The following is a 22,017-nucleotide window of genomic DNA, read 5'->3' on the forward strand; positions in this document are numbered from 1 at the left end:
CTCCCACCCTCCCTGTCCATGTCTCAATTGCAGATTAGCCCGATGTTCTGCACAGTCAGAGTAAATTGCAGCAATGGGCCTGTCAGCCTGGACATCTCTGGGCCTGCCAATTTTCATACTAATGCGGAGGTGCCAGTGCAGCGCCTGTGGCAGCGCCTGCGCAAGAGCTTGCGCCTGCTCATGCTCCATTGTCAGAGCCGCCGGCTTCATCTGCTCCAGTGCCTGTGACTTCACATGGGTCGCTGTTGTACCGACACCTGCGTCTGCGCTGCGCCGGGAGCGGCTCCTGTTTGTGCAGCTGAGCCTGGGGCTGTGCCCGTGCTGGTGTCAGTTGCTGTTCAAATGCTACTTTCAGTAGTTGTGAGCTTATACATAAGCAAAGGGCTGATGTTGTCAGAGCGGAGGACTGCAGCCGAGGATTGGGGGGATGGTCAGATTACGGCAGCGAGGGATGGGGCGATGGTCAGATGCGTTGTTGATGGCAGGTTCTGGATGTGAAAAAGCCCTGCTGGGGCAGGGCTTTTTAAATGACTGTAAGCTTTGCTCTGCCCGTGAAGCTCAAAAGCATGGGATTTGGGGTAAAGCAATGCACTTATTTAGTGAAATTAATAGGAAATGACTACTTGTATGACTGGTTTTTGATCATTCAGTGATCGCTGTCTATTGGAACACATAAGTAAATGCTTTCAACACCCCCTGAGTGACAGAGCCAACATAACCAGTGCCTGGCAGGGCAGCTCAATGCCATAGCATGCATAGAGCCAGTGCTTTTACAGACTGTTGCATGTGCTGACTCGGAGTTTCTGGCTGGGTGAAAGCTGGGTTTTGCTTACTGTGCTTACTGGTGGTAGGTCTTGAGGAAGTGCTCCAGACGGTTGCAGGCATCATCAATGATGTCTACGTCCGGCAGGAAGACCACACGGAAATGATCGGGGGCTATCCAGTTAAAGCCAGTGCCCTGGACCACGAGCAGCTTTTCCTGACGCAGCAGGTCAAGGCAGAACTTCTGATCGTCCTTGATGTTGTAGCGCTTGATGTCAATCTTAGGGAACATGTACAGAGCGCCATAAGGCTTTTTGACTGAAATGCCCGGAATGGCACTCAGGCGCTCATACATGGCCTCGCGTTGCCGGTGCAGTCGGCCGCCTGGCACAATGAGCTCATTAATACTCTGATAGCCGCCCAGAGAGGTCTGAATGGCATGCTGCAGAGGGACATTGGCGCACAGACGCATGGCCATCATCATGCGAATGCCTTCGATATAGCCACGCATCTTGGCCTTGGGACCGGTGAGGATCATCCAGCCCTGACGAAAGCCGCAGGCACGGTAGGTCTTAGACAGTCCATTGTAGGTAACGACAGGCACATCATCACACAGGGTACAGATACTGCGATGAGCATAGTCATCGTAGAGAATCTTGTCGTAGATCTCGTCTGAGAAAATCATGAGCTCATGCTCACGGCACAGCTCAATAAGAGCCTGCAGGAACTCAGTTGAGTAGACAGAGCCGGTAGGATTGTTAGGGTTGATGATTACAATGCCACGGGTACGTGGGGTAATCTTGCGGCGGATGTCATCAAGGTCAGGGAACCAGTCAGACTCTTCATCGCACACATAGTGCACGGCATGACCGCCGGCCAGGGTAATGGCGGCAGTCCACAGCGGGTAGTCAGGGGCCGGGACAAGAATCTCGTCGCCATTGTTGAGCAGAGCGTTCATTGAGGTGGTAATAAGCTCAGAAACGCCATTGCCAATATAGACGTCCTCAACGTCGGCGTTCTTCAGACCCTTTTGCTGATAGTACTGAGCAATGGCCTTTCTTGCCGAGAAAATACCGTTGGACTCACAGTATCCCTGAGAGTTGGACAGGTTGCGGACCACGTCGCGTACCACCTCTTCAGGCGCCTCAAAGCCAAAGGTGGCCAGATTGCCTATATTGAGTTTGAGTATGCGTACGCCTTCCTCTTCCATCTGGCAGGCTTCCTGATGGATACGGCCTCGTATGTCGTAGCACACATGGTCCAGTTTGTGTGATTTTTCAATCGGTTTCATTGAATTTCCCAGCTGCTGCCCTGATGCTGCCAGCACGTGCTCCTGGTGCTGTTGCTGCAGCCTGCAGGCTGGCACAGTGCACAGGCGGTGAACTGACAGATACAGGCAGGCTCTCTCGGGCCTCCCGTTAAAGGTAAAAACACGAAGTCTCAGATTCTGTCCTGTACAGGTACCGGGCATTGTGCCTCAGGCTGCCTGAAATGCCGTGAAACATCACTTTCAGAATCACTGACAGCAGCGGCGTCCGTAAGCTGCGGGCGCCATCAGCAAAACAAAATTACTGCGGCTCCAGTCACGGTGATTGTAGCACGCACAGATCATGTCAAATCAGATAAATCCCTTAAGTGTCAGCACATGCCAATTTTGTCCTTAATCGATGCACCTCAGTCTGAGCACATTGCCGCATGAGGAGTTGCAGCTCCTCGTAGACCGCCTTTCATCACAGATGGAAGCTGATTTCAACATTTGGTGCCTGTGATTACGGGAGGAGGCTGCTTTCCACATTCGGAGGCATGTGATTACAGGTGGAGGCTGCTTTCCACTGTCATGAGCTAACTTGTCAGGAGATCGCTTCAGGTGGGAATCTTTCATCACAGCAGGGGCATACCAACTTCAGGTGGGGGACTTTATCAAGAAATAAACTTAAAGGTTTTAGAAAGTAAAAAAAAGCCTGCAGGCACAGACCGGCAGGCTTTAGTCGGAGTATTTAGGGACAGGAGCTTATGCTTTTGCTTGAGCTTGTGCCCCTGTCCTTAAATTCTTAAGTCAGGCAATTAGAAGTGCCAGCGCAGACGGACATTACCGTTGACGCCCATGGCACCGCTGGTGTTGGCTGAGGCACCCAGACCCAGATCAAGAGTCATATCTGGTCTGATGCGCTTGCTCAGATTGCCGTTGAGGTTGAAGGTAGTGTCGTCATTCTCAGGAATGTCGTAGGTGATGTAACCGTCGGCATTTCTCAGGTTCACGCCTACAGTCTCATCAGAGGTGTAGACATTGTGACGGGCAGTAGCCTGAATGAGGTAGCCAAAGGACTCGTGGTAACCCTCAAACTCGACACCCACACCGAGATCTACAGTGGTCTGATTGAGGCCGTCACGCTTGAGGTAATCAGACTCGGAGCTGCCTACGTGGTTCCAGCCGAAGTCAGCCAGAATCATAGGACGGATGCTGTATTCACCGCTCTTGATGTGGTACTTGAAGTAGTTGGAGCTCATCAGCATGAAGCTGTCTTCGTTGAACTTCTGCTCACCAAGATTAATCTCAGGGATGTAGCTGCGGTCATTATCAAGGAAACCGGCAGTCAGGTAGCTCTGCATCTCAAAGCCTTCCTTCTGCTCATAGGAGAAGTAGCCGGTAAGAGAGTACATAAGACCGTCATCCTTGGCGCCGGTGTCGGTGTTATCCACCTTAGTAAGGCTCATGGCACCACCCAGAACATAGCGGCTCTGATCCTGACGGAATACGCGGTCATAACCAAGGTTGGTGCTGATGGTCTGGTCCTTACGGGTGCCATCCTTCTGATAGCTGCCGCTTACGTCAACAAAGACGCTGTTGTTGAGAACCTGATCCTGGCTGGCACGGGCCATCTCCTGCAGGGAGCTTGCAGCGCCAATGGCAGCTACTGGAGTGTATGAGGCAGTAGCGGCACGGGCAGAGCGGCGCAGGGAGGCCAGACGTGAGTCAATGGCGGTACGGACTGGAGCTACCAGAGTGCTCTGAGACAGAGTACGGGCAGTAGCGCTCTTCATGTCCTCGGTACGCTCAACAATGGACTCAAGTGCTGCAGCACCCTGATCGGCATCTTCCATGCTCAGTGCGTCGACAATAGCAACTTCCTGGAAGCTCTTACCACCGGACTCATTGTGAGAGATGATGGACTTGATCTCCTCAGCAGCCTCAGGGTCTTTGGTGGTCTCCATGAAGCGGGCCATTACCGGGCTGTCAGCCATACGGAATGAGCTCATGGTTGGCGCGCCAGGACCTGCCATACGGAAGGCAAAGCCTCTGTAGGTGCGAGCCTGTGGCTGGCTGGCAGCCTGAGCCTGATCAGCACGGGCAAAGGAGAAAGTAATCCTGTTGTCGCCAACATTGCTGCTGACGCTTACACCCTTACCCTGAGTGTTGAACTCAATGTTCTTGTTGTTACGCTGGTCAACCAGGTGGGTGGATCTGACCAGAGTGTTCTCCTTGTCAAACTTGATGTTGTTCAGGGAGAGGTAGTCGTTGGAGAAGTCAGCCTTAATGGTTGCAGTCTTCTGCAGGGTCAGGCCGCCTACATCAAGACCAATCCACTCGCTGGCACCGGCACCAAGACGGTTAGGGTTGAGGTCAGTCATGTTTAACTCATTGGCGATGGAAATATTGGCAGCTGCCTTTTGAGTGCCGGATGAGTTAAGGTTCTTGATGGTAATAAGACTTGAGTTGTCGGTTACCAGATTGTTATTAAGATTCCAGTTGTCGACATAAATGAAGCCATGTCTGGCTGCAGTCAGGGTGCCTTTTGCTACGTCATCAGGAAGGTACAGAAGACCTTCAGCTACATTTACGTTCTGAACAGAAAGCTTTGAGTCGCTGCTAACCTGAATGAGGTCTTTACGGTCATTACCCTCAACAACAATGTCTCCAAGAATAAGAGAAGAGTTGTTCTTCAGGTTAATGCCCTTGTCGAGCAGAACAGTTGTGCTCTTTAAGTCCTTGCTCTCGAAGGTAGAGTTGTTAAAGTCAAAGCTGGCAGAGAAGTTCTTCATGTAGCTGGTGAAATGGGAGTTCTCAGCCTTTATGTTACCCTCGAAGTGAATGGTCTCATCAGCAACTGAGCTGCCGCCTACCAGACTTTGCTGGAAATCAAAGTTGTTACCGCCTGTAGTAACGTTATTGCCGGAGTGCTCATCTCTGAAAACAGTTAATGGGCCACCGAACTGTACATTTGAGCCTTTGGCGTCAATATCGCCGACTACCCAGCTGTTTCTACCTACACCTACAGAAGCGTTGTCAAGCTTGAGAGTTGCAAACTTGTAGGTACGTGTAGCCCAGTCATTCTGTGCCAGATCACTAACCTGATTGTTATTGCGGTACTGGGTACCAAACTTTTCGTTAGCAGCTTTTTCACTTTCCTGGATATATGGAATCCAGTAAGGGTCACACAGGTTTCCTGGGAATGGACAGGACTTACGTCCCAGCACAGCGTGGTTCTCAGGCATGCCCTGCATGGTCAGCTGAGCGTTCTTAACTGATACATCGCCCTTGATGTCCATACCACCGTCGAGAACGAGGTGACGCTTGTTGAACTTGTCATCATCGCTGGCAGCAGTGTCATACTCAACCTTGACATTGAGATTGTCCTTGAACTGGCCATGGTAAGCGTACTTCCACTCAGGGAGGGCAAAGGAAAGACTGGCTCGATTTGAAGCCCTGTTGCTTACTACAGCACCAAAATCAGAGGCAGCAATACGCTGGAAAGTCTGATCATTACCGTTAATGTCCAGTTCGCCACCACGGCTGGTAAAGTAGACGCCATTGAACCTGTCGTCTTTGTTGAGGCCGTCTTTGTTGCTAAGTTTTACCTTAGAGGCGCCACTTGCCAGATATATCTGGTTAAAGGCTTTAGGTGTGTTGAGTTCTACAGTACCGTTGCCGGTCTTGAGGTTATTGCCCTGAGCTACATTAACACGCAGGGTACCCTCACCAATCTTGTGAAGGACATCATCTGGATGTCCCTTAATATTCCAGTCAACAACAGAGCCCTTGCCAATATCGACACCTGCCCCACGGAACTTGAACTCTTCACCAGTTACCTTGTAGTTGTGGTTTTCATCGAAAATCAGGCCGGCAATACCCATATTAAGATCACTGGTAAGGGTAACTGTACCGCCGTTCTTAAATGAGAGGTCCTTCTTTTCGCCAAACTCCACTGTATTGCCATTAAGGCTGTATGCCTTGTTGGAGGTAAGGCTGAGGTTTCCCTGACTAAGGTCTACAGAGTGGGTGAACTTCTCTTTAATAGCATTGACCTTGTCCTGATTCCACTTGCTGTAGATAAAGTAAGTTCTGCCACTGGAACCGCCACCGATTCCTAAAAGAGTGCCCAGCGCAACCCACTTTTTATCATAGTTATCCCAGACAAGTGCTACCGATCCACTGTCACCAGCAGTGGTCTCGTTATGAAAACTCATAAGGTTAGTGAACATTGTACGGTTGTTGCCTGGTGCCCAGTCATACAGGGTGTAGATTGAGCCGCCTCGGAGTTCTGGCTTGTATGCAACGTCCTTGAATGACTTCTTTCCTTTGCCATCGGTGATCTCAAGGTAGCCTGAACCTGTGCGGTATACCAGAACCTGCTTCTTGCCGTTGTAATTGATGCCGTAGCGATCCAGGAACTGCTGATTGTTCAGACTGGTATCAACACCTGAGCTTACGCCCTGGGTTTCAACAACAAACTTGTTGAGACGGGTTACGGCAAAGTCATCATGGGACATGTAGTCCTGAAGATAATACTTGCTCTTTCCCCACTCAGGCTCCAGCGCATTCTTCTGCCAGTGACCGTTTTTTCTGTTGTGAGCAGCTGTAATCATGTACGCACCGCCAATAGAAGTGGCAGATCCGTGATTGGTCACAACATCAAAATCAGGAAATGGAACATAAGGTAAAGGTGTCTGGTTACCTTCCTTGTCTGTAAGAGTAAGGCCTAAAGCGCCAGGAGCAAAGATACCTTTGTTCTGACCAAAATCGAGGTAGTCACGGAACCAGTGCTTTGAGGTGTTGACGTGCATGGCCATTGCATCGCCGGCAAGGCACATTAACAGTGGAGGAAGAACTGCGGGAAGCAGGGAAGGCAGGAGGGACTTTCGGCTGGATCTATTGAACTTGTTACTGTTACTTAAACGGGCATCGCCGCTGGTGTTTTTTGTCGATTTCATTGTGTATTTTTTTCCTGTGGTGTATTGGTTTGGCCACAGCAATCAAAGGCCCGCAAATCGATATAAGCATGTGAGACTGATTTGCGCCTGGCCTAAGGCCATACTGTATAAATTTAAACTATTGTAGCGTAAATTTTTTATGCTTTGTTTATGCGGGAATAGTAATTAAGTCAAACGGTAAAATAAATCATAGATACTACTAATATCTAGAATGCACGGTTTTATGTGCGTTGTAGCAATGAATGGCACATGTAAATAATGTGTAAATAATTCCCTTGAAAATGCTGTTCTTGCCAGGCACTCATCACTTCTCATGGCGGTGTGCACACACGACTAAATATTGAGCTAGATGATGTCTTCAAAAATATCAAAAAATTTTGAACTTTTTTGGTGCATAACTTTGGCATGGATACATCAGTCAGGTGAAGTTCAGTTGATGTGAGAAGGCCGCTCTTTGATAAACAAGCAGTGCAGCATGAGCAGGTCGTGCCTTGAGAGCGTGATCCTGGGGATGTGAAATAAAGTGGCAGGCGGGCGCCGCAAGTGACGGAGTATGTGGGGTGGGCGCCGCAAGTGATGGAGTATGTGAGACGGGCGCCGTAAGTGACAGAGTATGTGGGGCGGGCGCCGCAAGTGACAGAGTATGTGGGGCGGGCGCCGCAAGTGATGGAGTGTGTGGGGCGGGCGCCGCAAGTGATGGGGTATGTGGGTCGGGCGCCGCAAGTGATGGAGTATGTGGGGCGGGCGCCGCAAGTGATGGAGTGTGTGGGGCTGGCGCCGCAAGTGATGGAGTATGTAGGGCGGGCACCGCAAGTTATGCAGTGATTTGTTGCGTGCGTATCTGACGATGCGATGTTATAAGAGGTGCTTGCGCCGTCCGGGACTGTGGTATTCGCTTGTGTGCGCGGGGGAGGGTAGTGCGTGAGGCGGGGTGCAGCGGCAGCTGCAAAGCGCAAGCCCCGCAGGGGCGGGGCTTGTGGCGGCTGCGCCCAGGTGGCGCAGGCGGGGTTAAAAGTGCCAGCGGATGCGGCCGTTGCCGTGGACGCCAAGGGCGCCCTCAGAGGTGATGGAGCCACCAATGCCCAGGTCGAGGGTGACATCAGGCAGCAGGCGCTTGCTCAGCGCACCGTTGACGGAGAAGATGGCGTCATGATCCTCTGGAATGTCATATGACATGTAGCCGTTGGCGTTAATGAGATTAATGCCTACGGTGTTATCTGAGGTCCAGACGTTGGTCTTGGCAGTTGCCTGGAGCATATAGCCTACAGATTCGTAGCTGCCCTCCAGTTCAATACCCACACCAAGATCCAGTACAGCCTGAGAGAGGCTGTCTCTTTTAAGCCAGGTGGACTCGCTCTTGCCTATACGGTGCCATCCTAAATCAGCAAGCAGCATAGGGCGGATGCTGTATTTGCCCTTTTGGAAATGATATTTGAGGTAGTTACTGCTCATAAACAGTACGCTGCGTTCATCAAACCTCTGTTCACCAATAGCCACTTTTGGGGTAAAACTGCGATCGTTGAACAGGTAGCCTGCAGTCAGATAAGTCTGATACTCAAAGCCACGGTTCTGTTCAAGTGACAGGTATCCGGTGATGCCATACATCATGGCGTCATCAGAAGACAGTTCCTCGGAATTGTCGATTTTGGTTAAGTTAACTGCAGCACCTGTAACCACACGTCCGCCATCGACCTTCCAGACGCGGTCATAACCGATATTGGAGCTGAAAGTCTGTTCCTTGCGATCATCATCCTTGAGCAGACTGCCGCTGACATCAACAAAGATACTCTGATTGAGGATGTTATCAGTGCTGACACGGGACAGTTCAGTGACAGCCTCGCCACGTCCCGAAGCTGCAACTGGTGTATAGGAGGCTGTTGAGGAGCGGGCGCTGCGACGCAGGGAAGCAAGTCTGGTATCGATAGCACGACGTACCGGCGCAACTATTTTGCTCTGATTGAGAGTACGGGCTGCTTCAAGCTTTATCTGCTCAGTACGCTGGGCGATTGCGTGCAGAGCCTCAGCACCGGCATGAGAGTCATTCATGGTCAGGGCGTCCTGAATGGCCACCTCCTGGAATAACAGATCGCCGTTCTTGTTATGCTCAATGACGGACTGCAGCTCATTGCGGTCAGCAGTAGCATTGCCCTGTTCAAAGAAGTCCTCAATTACATCTTCCTTATTCTCCTGAATTTCCTGCTGTGTAGGCACATCATCAGGGCCGCTGTCAGGGTGGTCTGGGGTACCGGCATCAGGGCTGTCAGGCGTGCCGCTGTCAGGGGGAGTGACGCCGCTGTCAGGGGGAGTGATGCCGCTGTCAGGGGGAGTGACGCCACCGTCAGGCTGATCCGGAGCTGGATCAGGCTTTGGAGGCGGAGCAGGCATGACCATGTTGGTAAAGGTCAGAATAACTCTGTTGTCTTTAATCTCAGTTTCAATGTCGACGGCGATGCCGTGAGTGTCGTACTCCACGTCCTTGATGGCGCGCTTGTCAATGAGCTTTCCGGCACGAATGAGAGTGCCTGGTCTGTTGAATTTGACATTGTTTACTGACAGGAAGTCATTGGAGAAGTGCGCCTTTACATGTACGTCTTTTTCCAGGGTCAAAGTGCCGGTGACATCAAGACCTACCCACTTGCCGGCGATAGGGACAATGGTATTGGGGTCCAGGTCATTCATGGAAAGCGAGTTATTGACTGTGATATTGCCAATAGCGCGCTGAGCTCCCGAGGTGGTCAGGTTATTAACTATGATGTTGCCGTTGCTGGCAGTGACCAGGTTGGTGTTCTTGAGATTCCAGTTGTTTACAGTGATAGTACTCCAGCGATCGGCATGCAGGGTACCATGGGCCACATTATCAGGCACATGAAGACGGCCAAAGACCACATGAACGTCCTGAACGCTCAGGCGGGAGTCATTGCTGATGCTGATAAGTCCCGGATCCCGGTTGCCAACTACTTTGATATTGCCCAGCTTAGCATTGGAGTGGTCTTTGAGCTTGATACCCTCTTGCAGAACAACGGTCCAACCTGTCTTGTCATGATTGATAAAAATGGAGTTTTTCAGGTCAAAACTGGCCTGAAAGGAGCTCATATAGCTTTCGACAGTGGAGTCTTCTGCCTTGATATGGCCCTTGAAGTGAACTTCCTCGTCAAAGCGTGAATTGCCCTGAACCAGATGCTGCTTACGGTCAGGATGAGGCTTGTCGTGAAAAACAGGCACATCACCGCCAAATCTGACGTGAGAGTTTTTGATATCGAGTGTGCCCTCAAGCCATGCATTACGTCCCACGCTGAGATTTGCATTGCGCAGGGTCATCTTTTCAAAGCGAAAGCCACGCTCGGTCCACAGAGCATCGTCAAAGTCGCCATTGAAATGATCTGCCCAGCCCTGCATGGTTACCTGGGCATTCTTAACGAAGATCTCACCCTCGGCAGCATGCATGCCGCCGTCCATGATGAGATGACGGTTGTTGAATTTCTCTAAGTCTGTCGCCTCAGTGTCATACTCAAGTCTGAAGCCGGTTTTGCCTGTGTAGTCATCATGAATCATTAACTTCGAGTCAATATGACTGAAGTTGTACTCAGGCTTACCATTGGGACTGGTAGAGAAGGAAGGGCCGGCAGGGGCACTGAAACGGTATGAGGACAGAGCTGTTGCTTCTGATGTTACAGCCATAGCTTCGCCAGCCATGCACATAAACAGAGGCGCAAGGGCGGCTGAAAGGAGTGTCGGCACAGGTGAGCAGGATGCTCTGTGTTTATTATCGCGCCGGTCCGACTGGGCAGTTTGCTTTTTAGAATTCGTTTGCATGGCTGTGTCCTTATGGTTGCGGCAATAAGGGCACGACTGACAAAGGCAGATATTATTTGTGCAGTCGGTATATTGCAGATCGCAATGCACGGATTCTGCGGTCAGAAGTTACTTTAATACATTGTATCTAACTAACGGAATATTTCCGCATATATTTAGGAAAAACTGAGTAAGATCAGGGCGATGCGGATGCACTTTTGCGGTATCTAGTGTGCTTAAAGTTTCAGTTGCAAAGTTACAGCGCAAAGCACTAAGTGCACGGATGCACATGCGATTATTACAGTAAGGAACCCGGTAACATGTGCCATGGCACAAAAGTTCAGTCCACCAGGGACTTATTGAGCTATGTGCACAATTTTATGTATGAGAAAAAATTGCACTGTTTATGGTTAAGGCTTGATTTGATCCCATATAAATCAGTCTTGCATAGTGATTAAATTTACATATTTGAGTGTATAAAGATTGTTGTAAGTGAATCTGGGATTCTGAAAAACACTGACACCATCACTTTTGCACATTACAGGCCAGATCATCAATGTAATAAATGCAGTAGATAAATTTGTGGCGCTAATGCACGCGGGAACCGCACCTGGTGCAGCCTTTTGATTATTTTGGTGCAAGGGAAATTACGCAAATAACGCGGTTTTTTGACAAAAAACAGCGAATTTTCAGCGATTTTTGTACTTTTGCACCCTTTTTCGACATTTTTCCGGAAAAGACAAAACTTTTGACAGGTCGGCGCAATGCTATTGGAGCATAGTGTGAGCAGCCGGGTGAGGCATAAAAGTACTGTGGTCAGCTGACAGGGCTATGAGCTGTGTGAAGCACATGCTATGGGACATGAATTTATCTGAGTGCATGGAGCATGATGCTCATGACAACAATGACAGGACGTATCAGGAGCTGCCATGCACGTGACGACAGACAGGCACAGTGTTTTGCCTGGTTTGGCCAGGTGGTGATGGCTGGTGCTCTTTGCAGAAGGATTAAGGTGAGTTGCCCGGGACAGGTATTTGCTCAATAGAGACTATTGGGCTGGAGTAACGGGCGGGACGTCAGCCGGGTTCAGTAGCTTGCAGCCTTGCTCTGAGACATGCAGCCTTGCAGCTGATGAGGAGGGATATGCAGGGAGGCAGAAATGAAAAAGCTCCCTGCAGTGAGGGAGCCTGGAGAATACTTCACATCGTGGTCATGAAACTTTGATGTGGATTAAGGTGAATATATAGAAGTTGAGGTTAACTGGTGTAAGAGCGGCTGGCCAGGCCCGGTGGCCTGCGGCACAGGCCTGGCTGGCGCGGGGCTGCGCTGGCGCTGGGGCGCATTGCGCCTTGCGTCAGCGGAAGTCGCGGCCCATCACGTCCTCATCGTAAATGTGCTCAATGATGTAGCGCTCGTATGAGTAGTGAGGTGAAGGACTGCGGCGGTATTTAACCAGGTCGCGGGTACGCTCTGAATAGGTGATGGAATTGGTGAACATCACGAAAGGTACACGGTTACCGCTCTTGGTAATTACGAAGCCTGCCAGGTTGGATACATTCTGCAGGGTGCCGGTCTTGGCTATTACATGGCCCTTTAACGGAGCGTTAAAGGTTGAGGCACGCCACTGCAGTGTTCCTGACTTGCCTGAAACAGGCATCAGCTCGATGATACCGAGCTTGTCATTGTGCTTGTTGATGTAATCGAGGATCTCAAGCATGGTGGCCGGGCTCATCAGATTGTGAGGAGACAGACCGGAGCCGTCAACGATGTAGGAGTGGCCCAGATCGATTTTGGCGTACTGATTGAGAATGGAGCGCATGGCGCGATTGGCGCGGTAGTAGGTAGCAGGCAGATTGAAGTATTCGGCAGCTACATTCTTGGCAATGGTATCAGCGTACAGATTGTTGGACTTCTGCAGCATGTACTCAACCAGCTCACGCATCTTTGGCGAGTTGCGCTGAGCAATGGTCACCATGTTGGCAACAGGGGTACGGGTAATCTCAATACCGTCACGCACCTTGATATTCAGGCGGCGCATGATGGTGGCAGTCCAGTCCTTGCCCCAGCGCTCGGCATCGGAAATGGCCAGAGAAAGAGGCCATGGTCTGAGCTTGCGTGGATCGGAGCTGGCCGGAATACAGCCGGTCAGATGGTACTTGTTGTCGATAAAGAGATTGGCCTCAAGAATACAGTCGCCGCCGTAATGCCCCTCTTCTACTGCTACTACATCAGATTGCAGCTCAATAGGGACGCCTGATGGTACCAGTGGTGAGGCATGGGTGCCAGGACCATCGGACTTGAGCTGAGCGAAGGTACAGTTGCGGTTGATGATAATAGGGGCTGATGGGGCGGTAAAACATGAAGGCAGGTCGTCCCAGGACCAGCCATTGGCACGCGATGGACCACCAAAGCGGCTGACATCAAGCAGTACCTTGCCATTGATACGGCGTACGCCATGCTTTTGCAAAATGGAGAGCAGGCTCTGGTAGTGATCAACGCGCATGGTCGGATCGCCGGTAAAGCGTACAACCACGTCGGAATTAAGGGTGCCTGAGCTGTCTACGACCAGCTTGTCATTGTTCATGACATTGCGGTTGACCTCAAGACGGGTAATCAGCTCGTAATCACCGCCCAGAAAAATCATGGCTGCCAGAGCTGTGACCATTTTCTGGGTAGAGGCAGGATGGAAGAAGAGTTCCTGATTTATGCCGTGGATCTTGCCTTGAGGGCTAAAGCGGTAGGCAATTCCAATCTGGGATCCTTCAAGCGGGGTTGATGTGGCCGGGATGGCCTGGGCTGTCTGAGTGCCGACTGAAAGGGTAAGGGCACAGAGGCATGAAATCAAAAACTTGCGCAACATAAGAATCTCTTCAGCATAAAAGCAGGAGGGGCCATAAATGATATGGAAAAACCATGAACTGGCAGGGGCAGGCAGCTGGATAATCTGTCTGACAAAATCTCAATTATAGCGGTAAAAACGGCACTGTTAGCTTTTGCTCACTAAAAACACCGTAATGAAACCGGGTGGGAAAAACTCATTGCTGACCGGTTAAATACACGCTGCCTGAGGGCAGATTCAGGGGGACACACAGCATACCATTTGCACCACATAAGCAGATAAATACTCCGTAACTGATACTCCATCAGTTCTGTTTACGCACTGCCTGAAAAAGGGTCAGAGCACGTAATCCATGCCCATACTTATGCCCTGATCCTGGCGTGAGGTCAATAGCTGACCAGCCAGACTGAACAAATTATCCGTAAACAGCAAGGTTATGACCCGGCAATGCCCTGCAAAGTTCACTGCCAGGGCAGACTTTGTACTTTTATTTTCACCATGGTGCAAAACCCCGGCTCCAGCACATTCATACTCCCATCAAACGTCAGTAAATTTTTCATCCACCAGTCAGGGGCTGCTGGCCAGGTCTCCACAGCAGCCTTGCTGCCTTGCTGCTTTGCAGCCATGGCAGCCAGGAGAGCGAGGACAGCCAGGGAAGCAAGGAGAGCGAGGACAGCCATGGCTGCATGGACAGCCAAGGTCACCATGATGACGCCGGTCATCCTGGTGCGTCCCGGCATGACCTGGCATGGTGGCCATGCATGACATGGCCCGAACCATGACTGTCAGCAAGGTGCTTAGTCATGCCTGAGGGGCATGATTCGCCATGATGTGGCGAGCCATGCCATGGCAAGCAGTGTCTTGCCTGGTCATATCACAGGCCATCACGTAAGGGCTTCAGGCTCAGCCAGTGGGGTGAGGTGCATTCACAGGGGGCCGATTGCAGATGTCTGATTGCAGGTGCCTGATTGCAGATGTCTGATTGCAGTTGCCTGACTGCAGATGTCTGATTGCAGTTGCCTGACTGCAGATGTCAGATTGCAGATGCCTGATATATGCGCTTTGGTGGCGGTGAGGGAGCAAAAATATTCTTTATCGTCAGTGGTGCTTGTCTTATAATTGATCGTTTCAGGGTTTCGGCGTAGACATTTGTCTTCGCTCTGACGGGACAGCGGCCGTTGCGGTCGTATCAGTCCTGAAAGGTACCGGTGCTGACAATTGTGCGACCTTTTGATGTCTGCCTTTTCTTTCAGCCACTGATGCGGTCATCAGACCGTGGAGAGTACCTGGGCCCGCCGTGCCTTAGGGCACCAGAATTTTGTGATCAGCAACAGTATGGCCTGCTTTTGATATTGGAAAGCGACTCAGACCGGCATGATGGCTGGCGGCCCTGCTGAAAAGCTTTGAGGTATTTATGGTTATTGAGCCAAAAGTTCGTGGTTTTATTTGTGTAACTACTCATCCTGAGGGCTGTAAGGCCAACGTCAAGCAGCAGATTGACTACGTCAAGTCCCAGCCTAAGGTAGAGAACGGCCCTAAGAAGGTACTGGTTATCGGTGCTTCCACCGGTTACGGTCTGGCTTCACGTATTAATGCCGCTTTTGGCTCCGGTGCCGCTACCATCGGCGTTTTCTTTGAAAAGCCTGGTACCGAAAAGCGCCCAGGCAGCGCCGGCTGGTACAACTCCGCCGCCTTCACCGAGTTTGCCAAGGCCGAAGGTCTGTATGCCCGCAACATCAATGGCGACGCTTTCTCTGATGAGTGCCGTGCCAAGGCCATCGAGATGATTAAGGCTGACCTTGGTCAGGTTGACCTCGTGGTCTACTCCCTGGCCTCCCCAGTACGCAAGCTGCCATCTACCGGTGAAGTAGTACGCTCCTGCCTCAAGCCAATTGGCAAGCCATACGTTTCTACCGCTATCGACACCAACAAGGACACCATCATCGAGGCCACTGTTGAGCCTGCTACCGAAGAGGAAGTTCAGAACACTGTTACCGTAATGGGCGGTCAGGACTGGGAACTTTGGATGAAGGCTCTGAGCGAGGCTGGTGTTCTGGCCCAGGGCTGCAAGACCGTAGCCTACAGCTATATCGGTACTGAGATCACCTGGCCAATCTACTGGCACGGCGCTCTGGGCAAGGCCAAGGAAGACCTTGACCGTGCTGCCAGCGCTATTCGCAGCTCACTTGAGTCTGTAGGTGGCGATGCCCGCGTAGCAGTTCTCAAGTCTGTAGTTACTCAGGCCTCTGCTGCTATCCCTGTAATGCCTTTATACATTGCCCTTTCTTTCCGCGTAATGCGTGAGCAGGGCATCCATGAGAGTGTTATTGAGCACATCACCCGCATGTTCAACAGCGCTCTGTACGGCATGCAGGCTCCTGAGCTCGACGCTGAGGGCCGTATCCGTATGGACAGCTGGGAGCTGCGTGACAGTGTTCAGCTCAAGTGCAAGGATCTGTGGGCCAAGGTTACTACCGAGAATCTCAAGGAAATCACCGATTACGAAGAGTACAAGCACGAGTTCCTGCAGCTGTTCGGCTTTGAGGTTGATGGCGTAGATTACAAGGCTGACGTAAACCCTGTTGCTGACTTCGACTGCGTCAACCTTTGCTAATTAATCAAGAGTGCCGGGGCTGGCATCGCCGCCCTGGCCACATGGCTGCAGCGGCGCCAGCATGAGCTGACGCAGCTGCACCCGCATTAACGGGGCCTGTTCTCATAACCGAGGACGGGCCCCTGTTCTTTTCCGGGACCGCCTGGCCAGCCTGGCAGGCAAGGACGACTGGGCCAGGCCCGGCCTGCCAGTCGGGCAAGGCCAGACAGGCCGGAGCATGCCTGCTGGCAGGCTCAGGCCTGTTGGCTGGAGCTTAATTGCTGGCTGATCTTTTGGTGAAAGGCTGGTTTATGGAAGCTGGTGGACTATAATGTTGCTTTGTTTGACCTGCCCATGCGAAAGGGGACGAATTTTTCATGACAGCACAGATTATTGATGGCAAGGCAGTTGCCGCTCAGTTACGTTCAGGCCTGAAGGATCAGGTAGCCGCCCAGGTATCCGCCGGTAAGCGTGCTCCTGGTCTGGCTGTAATTCTGGTGGGCGCTGATCCTGCTTCACAGGTTTATGTACGCAATAAGCGCAAGGCCTGTGATGAGGTAGGTATTAAGAGCTTCTCCTATGACCTGCCAGCCACCACTACTCAGGCTGAGCTTGAGGCTCTGATTGATGAGTGCAATAAAAATGAGGAAATTGACGGTATCCTGGTACAGTTCCCACTGCCAGAGGGCCTTGATGAGCGTCGTGTAATCGAGAAGATCAGCTCCACCAAGGACGTTGACGGCTTCCACCCATACAATGTGGGCCGCCTTGCTCAGCGCATTCCTCAGCTGCGTGCCTGCACCCCTAAGGGCGTTATGACTCTGTTAAAGAGCATCAATGCCGACCTGCTGGGTATCAACGTCGTCATCGTAGGCGCCTCCAACCTGGTAGGCCGCCCTATGGCTCTGGAGCTGCTGCTTGAGGGTGCTACCGTAACCGTAACCCACCGCTTCACCAAAAATCTTGAGAGCTTTGTCCGTCAGGCCGACCTGCTGATCGTTGCCTGTGGCAAGCCAAAGCTCGTTCCTGGTGAGTGGGTCAAGGAAGGCGCCATTGTTATCGACGTTGGTATTAACCGCCTTGATGACGGCTCCTTATGCGGTGACGTAGGTTACGAAGAGGCTGCAAAGCGCGCCGGCTTCATTACCCCTGTTCCAGGCGGTGTAGGCCCAATGACCGTAGCTACCCTTATGGAAAACACCATCCAGGCCTACCTCGAGCACCTCAAGGCCTGACAGCCACTGCCGCCACAGCCACTGGCATGATCAGTGGCCGGCCGGCAAGCCGGCCAGCATGGCTGCCCGGGCTGGCTTGCTTGCGCAGTGCCCAAAAGAAAACCCCGTTTCAGTTATCTGGTGCGGGGTTTTCTTTTGCCTGCAAGGCAAGGGGCAGGGCGTCAGGCAGCCGCCCTTCAGCCCTGGCAAGAAGCCGTCAGCTGTGCCGGAACCAGAGTGTCAGGCCGTGCATGCAGGCTGCAGCAGGCCCTGTGCTGTCGGCATGGACCGGTAATTTGATAAGGGACTATATAAATGCGTATTTTGGTATATTTCAATGCGAGAAAATGGCCTTATGAGATAACATGCATCGTAACGTGACAGTGGTCTTTTGCAGCCTGTTTCCAGAGCTCCTGCAGGCTGTTTGTATCGCAGTTACTGCAGGGCAGCTGGTATGCTGCAGCCCCGGATACAGGGGCTTTGAGGCAGAGGCCATGGCTTTAGCCGCAGGTCCCTGCACATGAGCGCTGCCTGAGCGAAAAACGTACTCATATGCCAGGTGCTTATGTAGCCATATGTGCAAAAATGGAGCAGCGATTTGGCCTGTTCAGGCCATGTATCCCTATTTTGGGCTTTTGTACTTATCCAGGTCCTGTCCTTAATTTATAATGGTTGAATTTGTCAGCAGTTTTGGTGCAGCTCGTATCTTGCATTTGCAGGACTAAGCCATGAGGATTCAGACCTCATACTTCACACCGCAGGCTTGATGGCTAAGCCTAAGCCTGAACCTTCAGACCTCAGATCTCATACTTGAGACTTAAGTATGGTCGCGGGCTGAGAGGCTCCTGAGGGCAGGCGGTGATTTTATTTGCTTATGCCCGCCATACGGTCTGTTATTTGCGTGTTTCACAGTATAACCGCTTTTGACGCAGCTGGATTAAACGGCCGCTGCAGGCTCAAAGGGCCCTTTGATGAACGGGCTTAAAGCTGTCATTGCCACGCTGTTATGCAGCTGACGATTGAGCTGCAGGCAGACCATATCAGGACATCCAAAGGCAGATAAGATTTACAGTTTTATTAAAAAGCATAGTACTTCGGGCATCATGGTCTTTCCAGTTGGAAGGGCATGGTGCCCGCTGTCCTGTACTTAACCCTTACCTGTGTATGCGAGGAACACATGCACTGAATTTCAGGCCCAAAATTTAATAAACAGCTTCCAGCTGCTGCTCGATAGGCGCTGCCCTGTCAGAATTTAAGCAAGGGCAATTGACGCACTCATAGCCGTGCACCAGAGGGACGAACACACTCAAATGAACTTCTGTGCCGGAGATACTGCTCTGAGGCCTGACTCTGCTGCAACAGAGCCTGTCGGGCAGTGAGCTGTATGCTGACACGGCTGCCTGGGCTACACTGGCCGTACTGGCCGCCTGTCATCCTGATGGTGGCGGACTGGTTTGTCTTTTGTATCAGTTTTATCAGTCATCGACCTCTGACCACGTGCTTGATAACTATGGCAGTGCATGACACAAGTGATAATCAGTGTTTCAGTATTTAGCATTGTCTGTCGTACTGGCTTTTATGCTTTACCCATAAATCGGACGCTGGCCATACAGTAATTACTGTAAGAACAGACTGCAGTGCCAGTGGTAAGTTGCCGATAACTCTTATATTCAGCAGCTCAGATGCCCACGGCATGCCCGGTCGTCAGGACTGCGCAATGCTCAGGCAGTGACTGCATGCGGCGCTGAGCGGCGCGCAGGCACTGCCTGCATGAGGCGCTGCGCTCAGGCATGTAAGTCCAGTCAGCGCCTGCAGGGCGCTGTCGGCATGAGCTGACTGCTGTTTTCCCTGAATTCATTTTCCCGTCTTTGAGCATCCTGCCGCTGGCGGCGCCGTGAGGGCGCGCAGCGGCTGTGATGCTGATGACAGCAGTGCCCGCCGGGCACGACTACATTGTCTGATGTCTGATGACCCTGGTGTGGTCACGGGCATGGCTCCATCCTGTTTCAGAGTGCATTCTAGAAGGCATATAGATGATCTTACTTTTCCTTAGTGTATGGGCAATTGTCATTGCTCTAAATGAGGTGCTCTTTGCCGCTCAGCCTTTCTCGCTGACCAGCATTGCTGCTGCCATGCCTCATACACTGATGTTTTCTGTTGTGCTCTCAGCGGCCGTATTCATAGCCAAAAAGCGCATTATCGATGCCGTGCACAAAGGACGGCCCATAGACAAACGCTTTGTTGCCGAGCTGACACCTCAGGTGGGGCATGAGCTCAATAACATGCGGCGCAAGCTCGAAGCCATGGATGATAAGGCCGGTGGCGGACACGGTAAAAAGCTCAAGGGCAAAACCAAGGGGCGAAACTTCCCCAATGACAGTGAAATGGCCCGGGCCAGTAAAGAGCAGCTGGCAAAGGATAAAAAACAGTTTGAGCGCATGGTAGAAAACGCTCAGGCCAAGGAGCTTAAAGAGCAGAAAGACAAAGCCAAAGCTCAGGCTCAGGCAGAGACTGTAAAGAAGAATCAGGAAATACAGGCAGCCAGGAATGCCCAGAATGCTGCTCAGGAGCAGCAGGGCAATTCAGTAGTAGGCGATCCTAACGATTTCGTAAAAGAAGCCCATGCTCAAATGATGGAGCAGGCCCAGACCCGTGCGGAGGCTGAACAGCGCCGCCGTAAGGGAGACGGGGCCGACGCAAACTCTTCCCGTCGTGGCGGCGACATGGCGCAGCGCCGTGCTCAGCTGGCCCGCGAAAAGGAAATGCAAAAGACCCGTCGTGAGGCTCAGATTAAGGCCCTGGGAGCTATCTCTCAGGAGGAAAAGGCCGCTGTCGATGCCCGCAGAGCCCGTGCCGAGGCCCGTGCTCAGGCTGAAGCGACTGCCAGAGCCGAGGCCGCTGCCCGTGCCGAGCAGGCCCGTATGGAGGCAGCCCGTGCCGAGGCTGCAGCGCGTGCTGAAGCTGAGGCCAAGGCCCGTGCTCAGGCTCAGGCCCAGGCCCGCGCCGAAGCTGAAGCCCGTGAAAAGGCTGAGGCTGAAAAGCGTGCCATGGCCAAGGTCAGGGAGCTGGCTGCCGCCAAGGAAAAGGCTGCTGCCGCTGCCCGTGCCAAGGTCGAAGAGGAAAACCGCGCCAAGGCTGCCGCTGCTGCCCGGGCCCAGAAAATGGCTGCTTCCAGCCGCTTTGGCGGTCGCAGTCAAAGTCCAGGTGCTGCCGCTGCTTATGCCTATGGTAATAGCCAGCGTAACAATATGGATCTGGAGATCCTGCAGGCTCAGGCCCGCAAGCATGTCCAGATTGATCCTCATGCCAGCGTACGCGGACCAAAAAATGAGGGCGGCATCGATTATCTCGATCCAATTGATCTGCCAAAGGGCGGGCTGGATACCTCTTCGCTTAAGACTCATCAGATGCCTAAGCGCGGGGCAGGGCTCGATACTTCGGCTCTCAAGAAAGCCCGTTTGTCAGCGCAGAAGGAGGGCAAGGTTCAGGCCGGCGGTGCCGGTGGGCGCATGCTCAGTTCACATGCCGACTCAGCTACGGTAAACCCTGGTCGTGGCGGTTCTGCTGGTGCTGCCATGTCAGCCCAGTCTGCAGCTGACGCCATGAACACCACCTTAAACAATGACAGCTCCATGCAAAGAGGCAAAGCCCATACGCAGGAGTTTTCCAGCTATCAGGCAAATACCCGTGCCCGCGCTCTGGCCCGTGCCCAGGCTCCAAAGTCACAGGGCGGCCCTCAGGGGTCTCATGGCGGACATGGTGGTCAGGGAGCAGCTCAGAGCCAGCCTCAGTCTGCCATGCAGCAGGGTAAGGCTCAGAGCTCCCGTAACGCTCTGGGAGCAAGAGGACCAATCGGTCTTGGTACAGCCATGCCGGCTCCGCCATCTCAGATGGGTGGAGGCACCATGGTAAGTCCGGGCATGGGCGGTCCACGCAAGGTAGTTACTACCGGCAGCAATGTGATGGCTACCCCGTCACGTGACACCATGCCTAAGGTGCACAGCCAGGACCCAATGGCCAACATTCAGACCGCTCCAGTAATGAAGTCACGTCAGAATGTATCCGCCCAGAAGCGTGATAACCTGCTTAAGCCTGAAGTGCAGTTTGTAAACAACGGAGCACCCGGCATGCAGGGCAATCAGGTATCTGCAACCACAGACCTGATTCACGCCAAGGCCAATGCCAATACCTATATGAAGATGCAGAGCCAGATGGGCGGTCGTCGTGCCAGAACCCGTCCGAGCGACATGCTCAAATCTAACGAGGTGGTCTAACCACCAGCGCAGAGCCCGTCACATGACGGGCTTTGCTGTTTCTGGCCCCCACATTTTCAACTGCACTGCCTGTGGCAGTCGCCCCGCCTGCGTCAGTGCAGTTGCGCTGCAGCGCAGTGGCAAATGCGTCCCGGTCAGCAACAAGGGCCGCATAGGCTCTCCAGAGCGCGCTGCAGCCCTTTAGCGGCTTTTTATGCTCACAGACATGTCCCAGTCGTTTGAGGCGCTGTATGTGCAGCTGCAGGGCCATTACGTGCGCTGAATTCAGGCATGGCCATAGCTGGTATTAAGGACAGGCAGTCCACTGCCATGGGCATGGACGTTCACTGCTCA

The 22,017-nt window shown here is 52.4% G+C and carries 8 protein-coding genes; 3 read left to right on the forward strand and 5 right to left on the reverse strand.

Annotation, left to right across the window (positions count from 1 at the left end; genetic code table 11):
- Positions 1-838: 838 nt before the first annotated feature.
- The 5 genes from MXE41_RS09120 to MXE41_RS09140 form a co-directional block, all read right to left on the reverse strand.
- The gene (locus MXE41_RS09120) at positions 839-2,053 is read right to left on the reverse strand and encodes a pyridoxal phosphate-dependent aminotransferase (RefSeq protein ID WP_247100275.1); all 1,215 of its coding nucleotides are present in this window, start codon (positions 2,051-2,053) and stop codon (positions 839-841) included.
- Between the two features lie 773 nt (positions 2,054-2,826).
- Positions 2,827-6,972, reverse strand: a complete 4,146-nt coding sequence (locus MXE41_RS09125; RefSeq protein ID WP_247100276.1) for a S6 family peptidase — start codon at positions 6,970-6,972, stop codon at positions 2,827-2,829.
- A gap of 1,008 nt (positions 6,973-7,980) precedes the next feature.
- Positions 7,981-10,665, reverse strand: coding sequence for an autotransporter domain-containing protein (locus MXE41_RS09130; RefSeq protein WP_247100277.1), 2,685 nt, complete (start codon positions 10,663-10,665; stop codon positions 7,981-7,983).
- 1,453 nt (positions 10,666-12,118) lie between these two features.
- Positions 12,119-13,624 carry a D-alanyl-D-alanine carboxypeptidase/D-alanyl-D-alanine-endopeptidase gene (gene dacB / locus MXE41_RS09135; protein ID WP_247100278.1) on the reverse strand — a complete coding sequence of 502 codons (1,506 nt, stop codon included), beginning with the start codon at positions 13,622-13,624 and terminating at the stop codon, positions 12,119-12,121.
- 440 nt (positions 13,625-14,064) lie between these two features.
- Positions 14,065-14,325, reverse strand: a complete 261-nt coding sequence (locus MXE41_RS09140; protein ID WP_247100279.1) for a hypothetical protein — start codon at positions 14,323-14,325, stop codon at positions 14,065-14,067.
- Between the two features lie 692 nt (positions 14,326-15,017).
- On the opposite strand from MXE41_RS09140, the gene fabV reads away from it, so the two are divergent.
- The 3 genes from fabV (at position 15,018) to MXE41_RS09155 (ending at position 21,684) form a co-directional block, all read left to right on the forward strand.
- The gene (fabV, locus tag MXE41_RS09145) at positions 15,018-16,217 is read left to right on the forward strand and encodes an enoyl-ACP reductase FabV (RefSeq protein ID WP_246977552.1); all 1,200 of its coding nucleotides are present in this window, start codon (positions 15,018-15,020) and stop codon (positions 16,215-16,217) included.
- A gap of 356 nt (positions 16,218-16,573) precedes the next feature.
- Positions 16,574-17,431, forward strand: a complete 858-nt coding sequence (gene folD, locus MXE41_RS09150) for a bifunctional methylenetetrahydrofolate dehydrogenase/methenyltetrahydrofolate cyclohydrolase FolD (RefSeq protein ID WP_247100280.1) — start codon at positions 16,574-16,576, stop codon at positions 17,429-17,431.
- 2,012 nt (positions 17,432-19,443) lie between these two features.
- Positions 19,444-21,684: a hypothetical protein gene (locus MXE41_RS09155; protein WP_247100281.1), complete on the forward strand. Its 2,241-nt coding sequence runs from the start codon at positions 19,444-19,446 to the stop codon at positions 21,682-21,684.
- The last annotated feature ends 333 nt before the right edge of the window (positions 21,685-22,017 follow it).

Origin of the sequence: Anaerobiospirillum sp. NML120449, assembly GCF_023051105.1 — a bacterium.
GTDB lineage: Bacteria > Pseudomonadota > Gammaproteobacteria > Enterobacterales > Succinivibrionaceae > Anaerobiospirillum.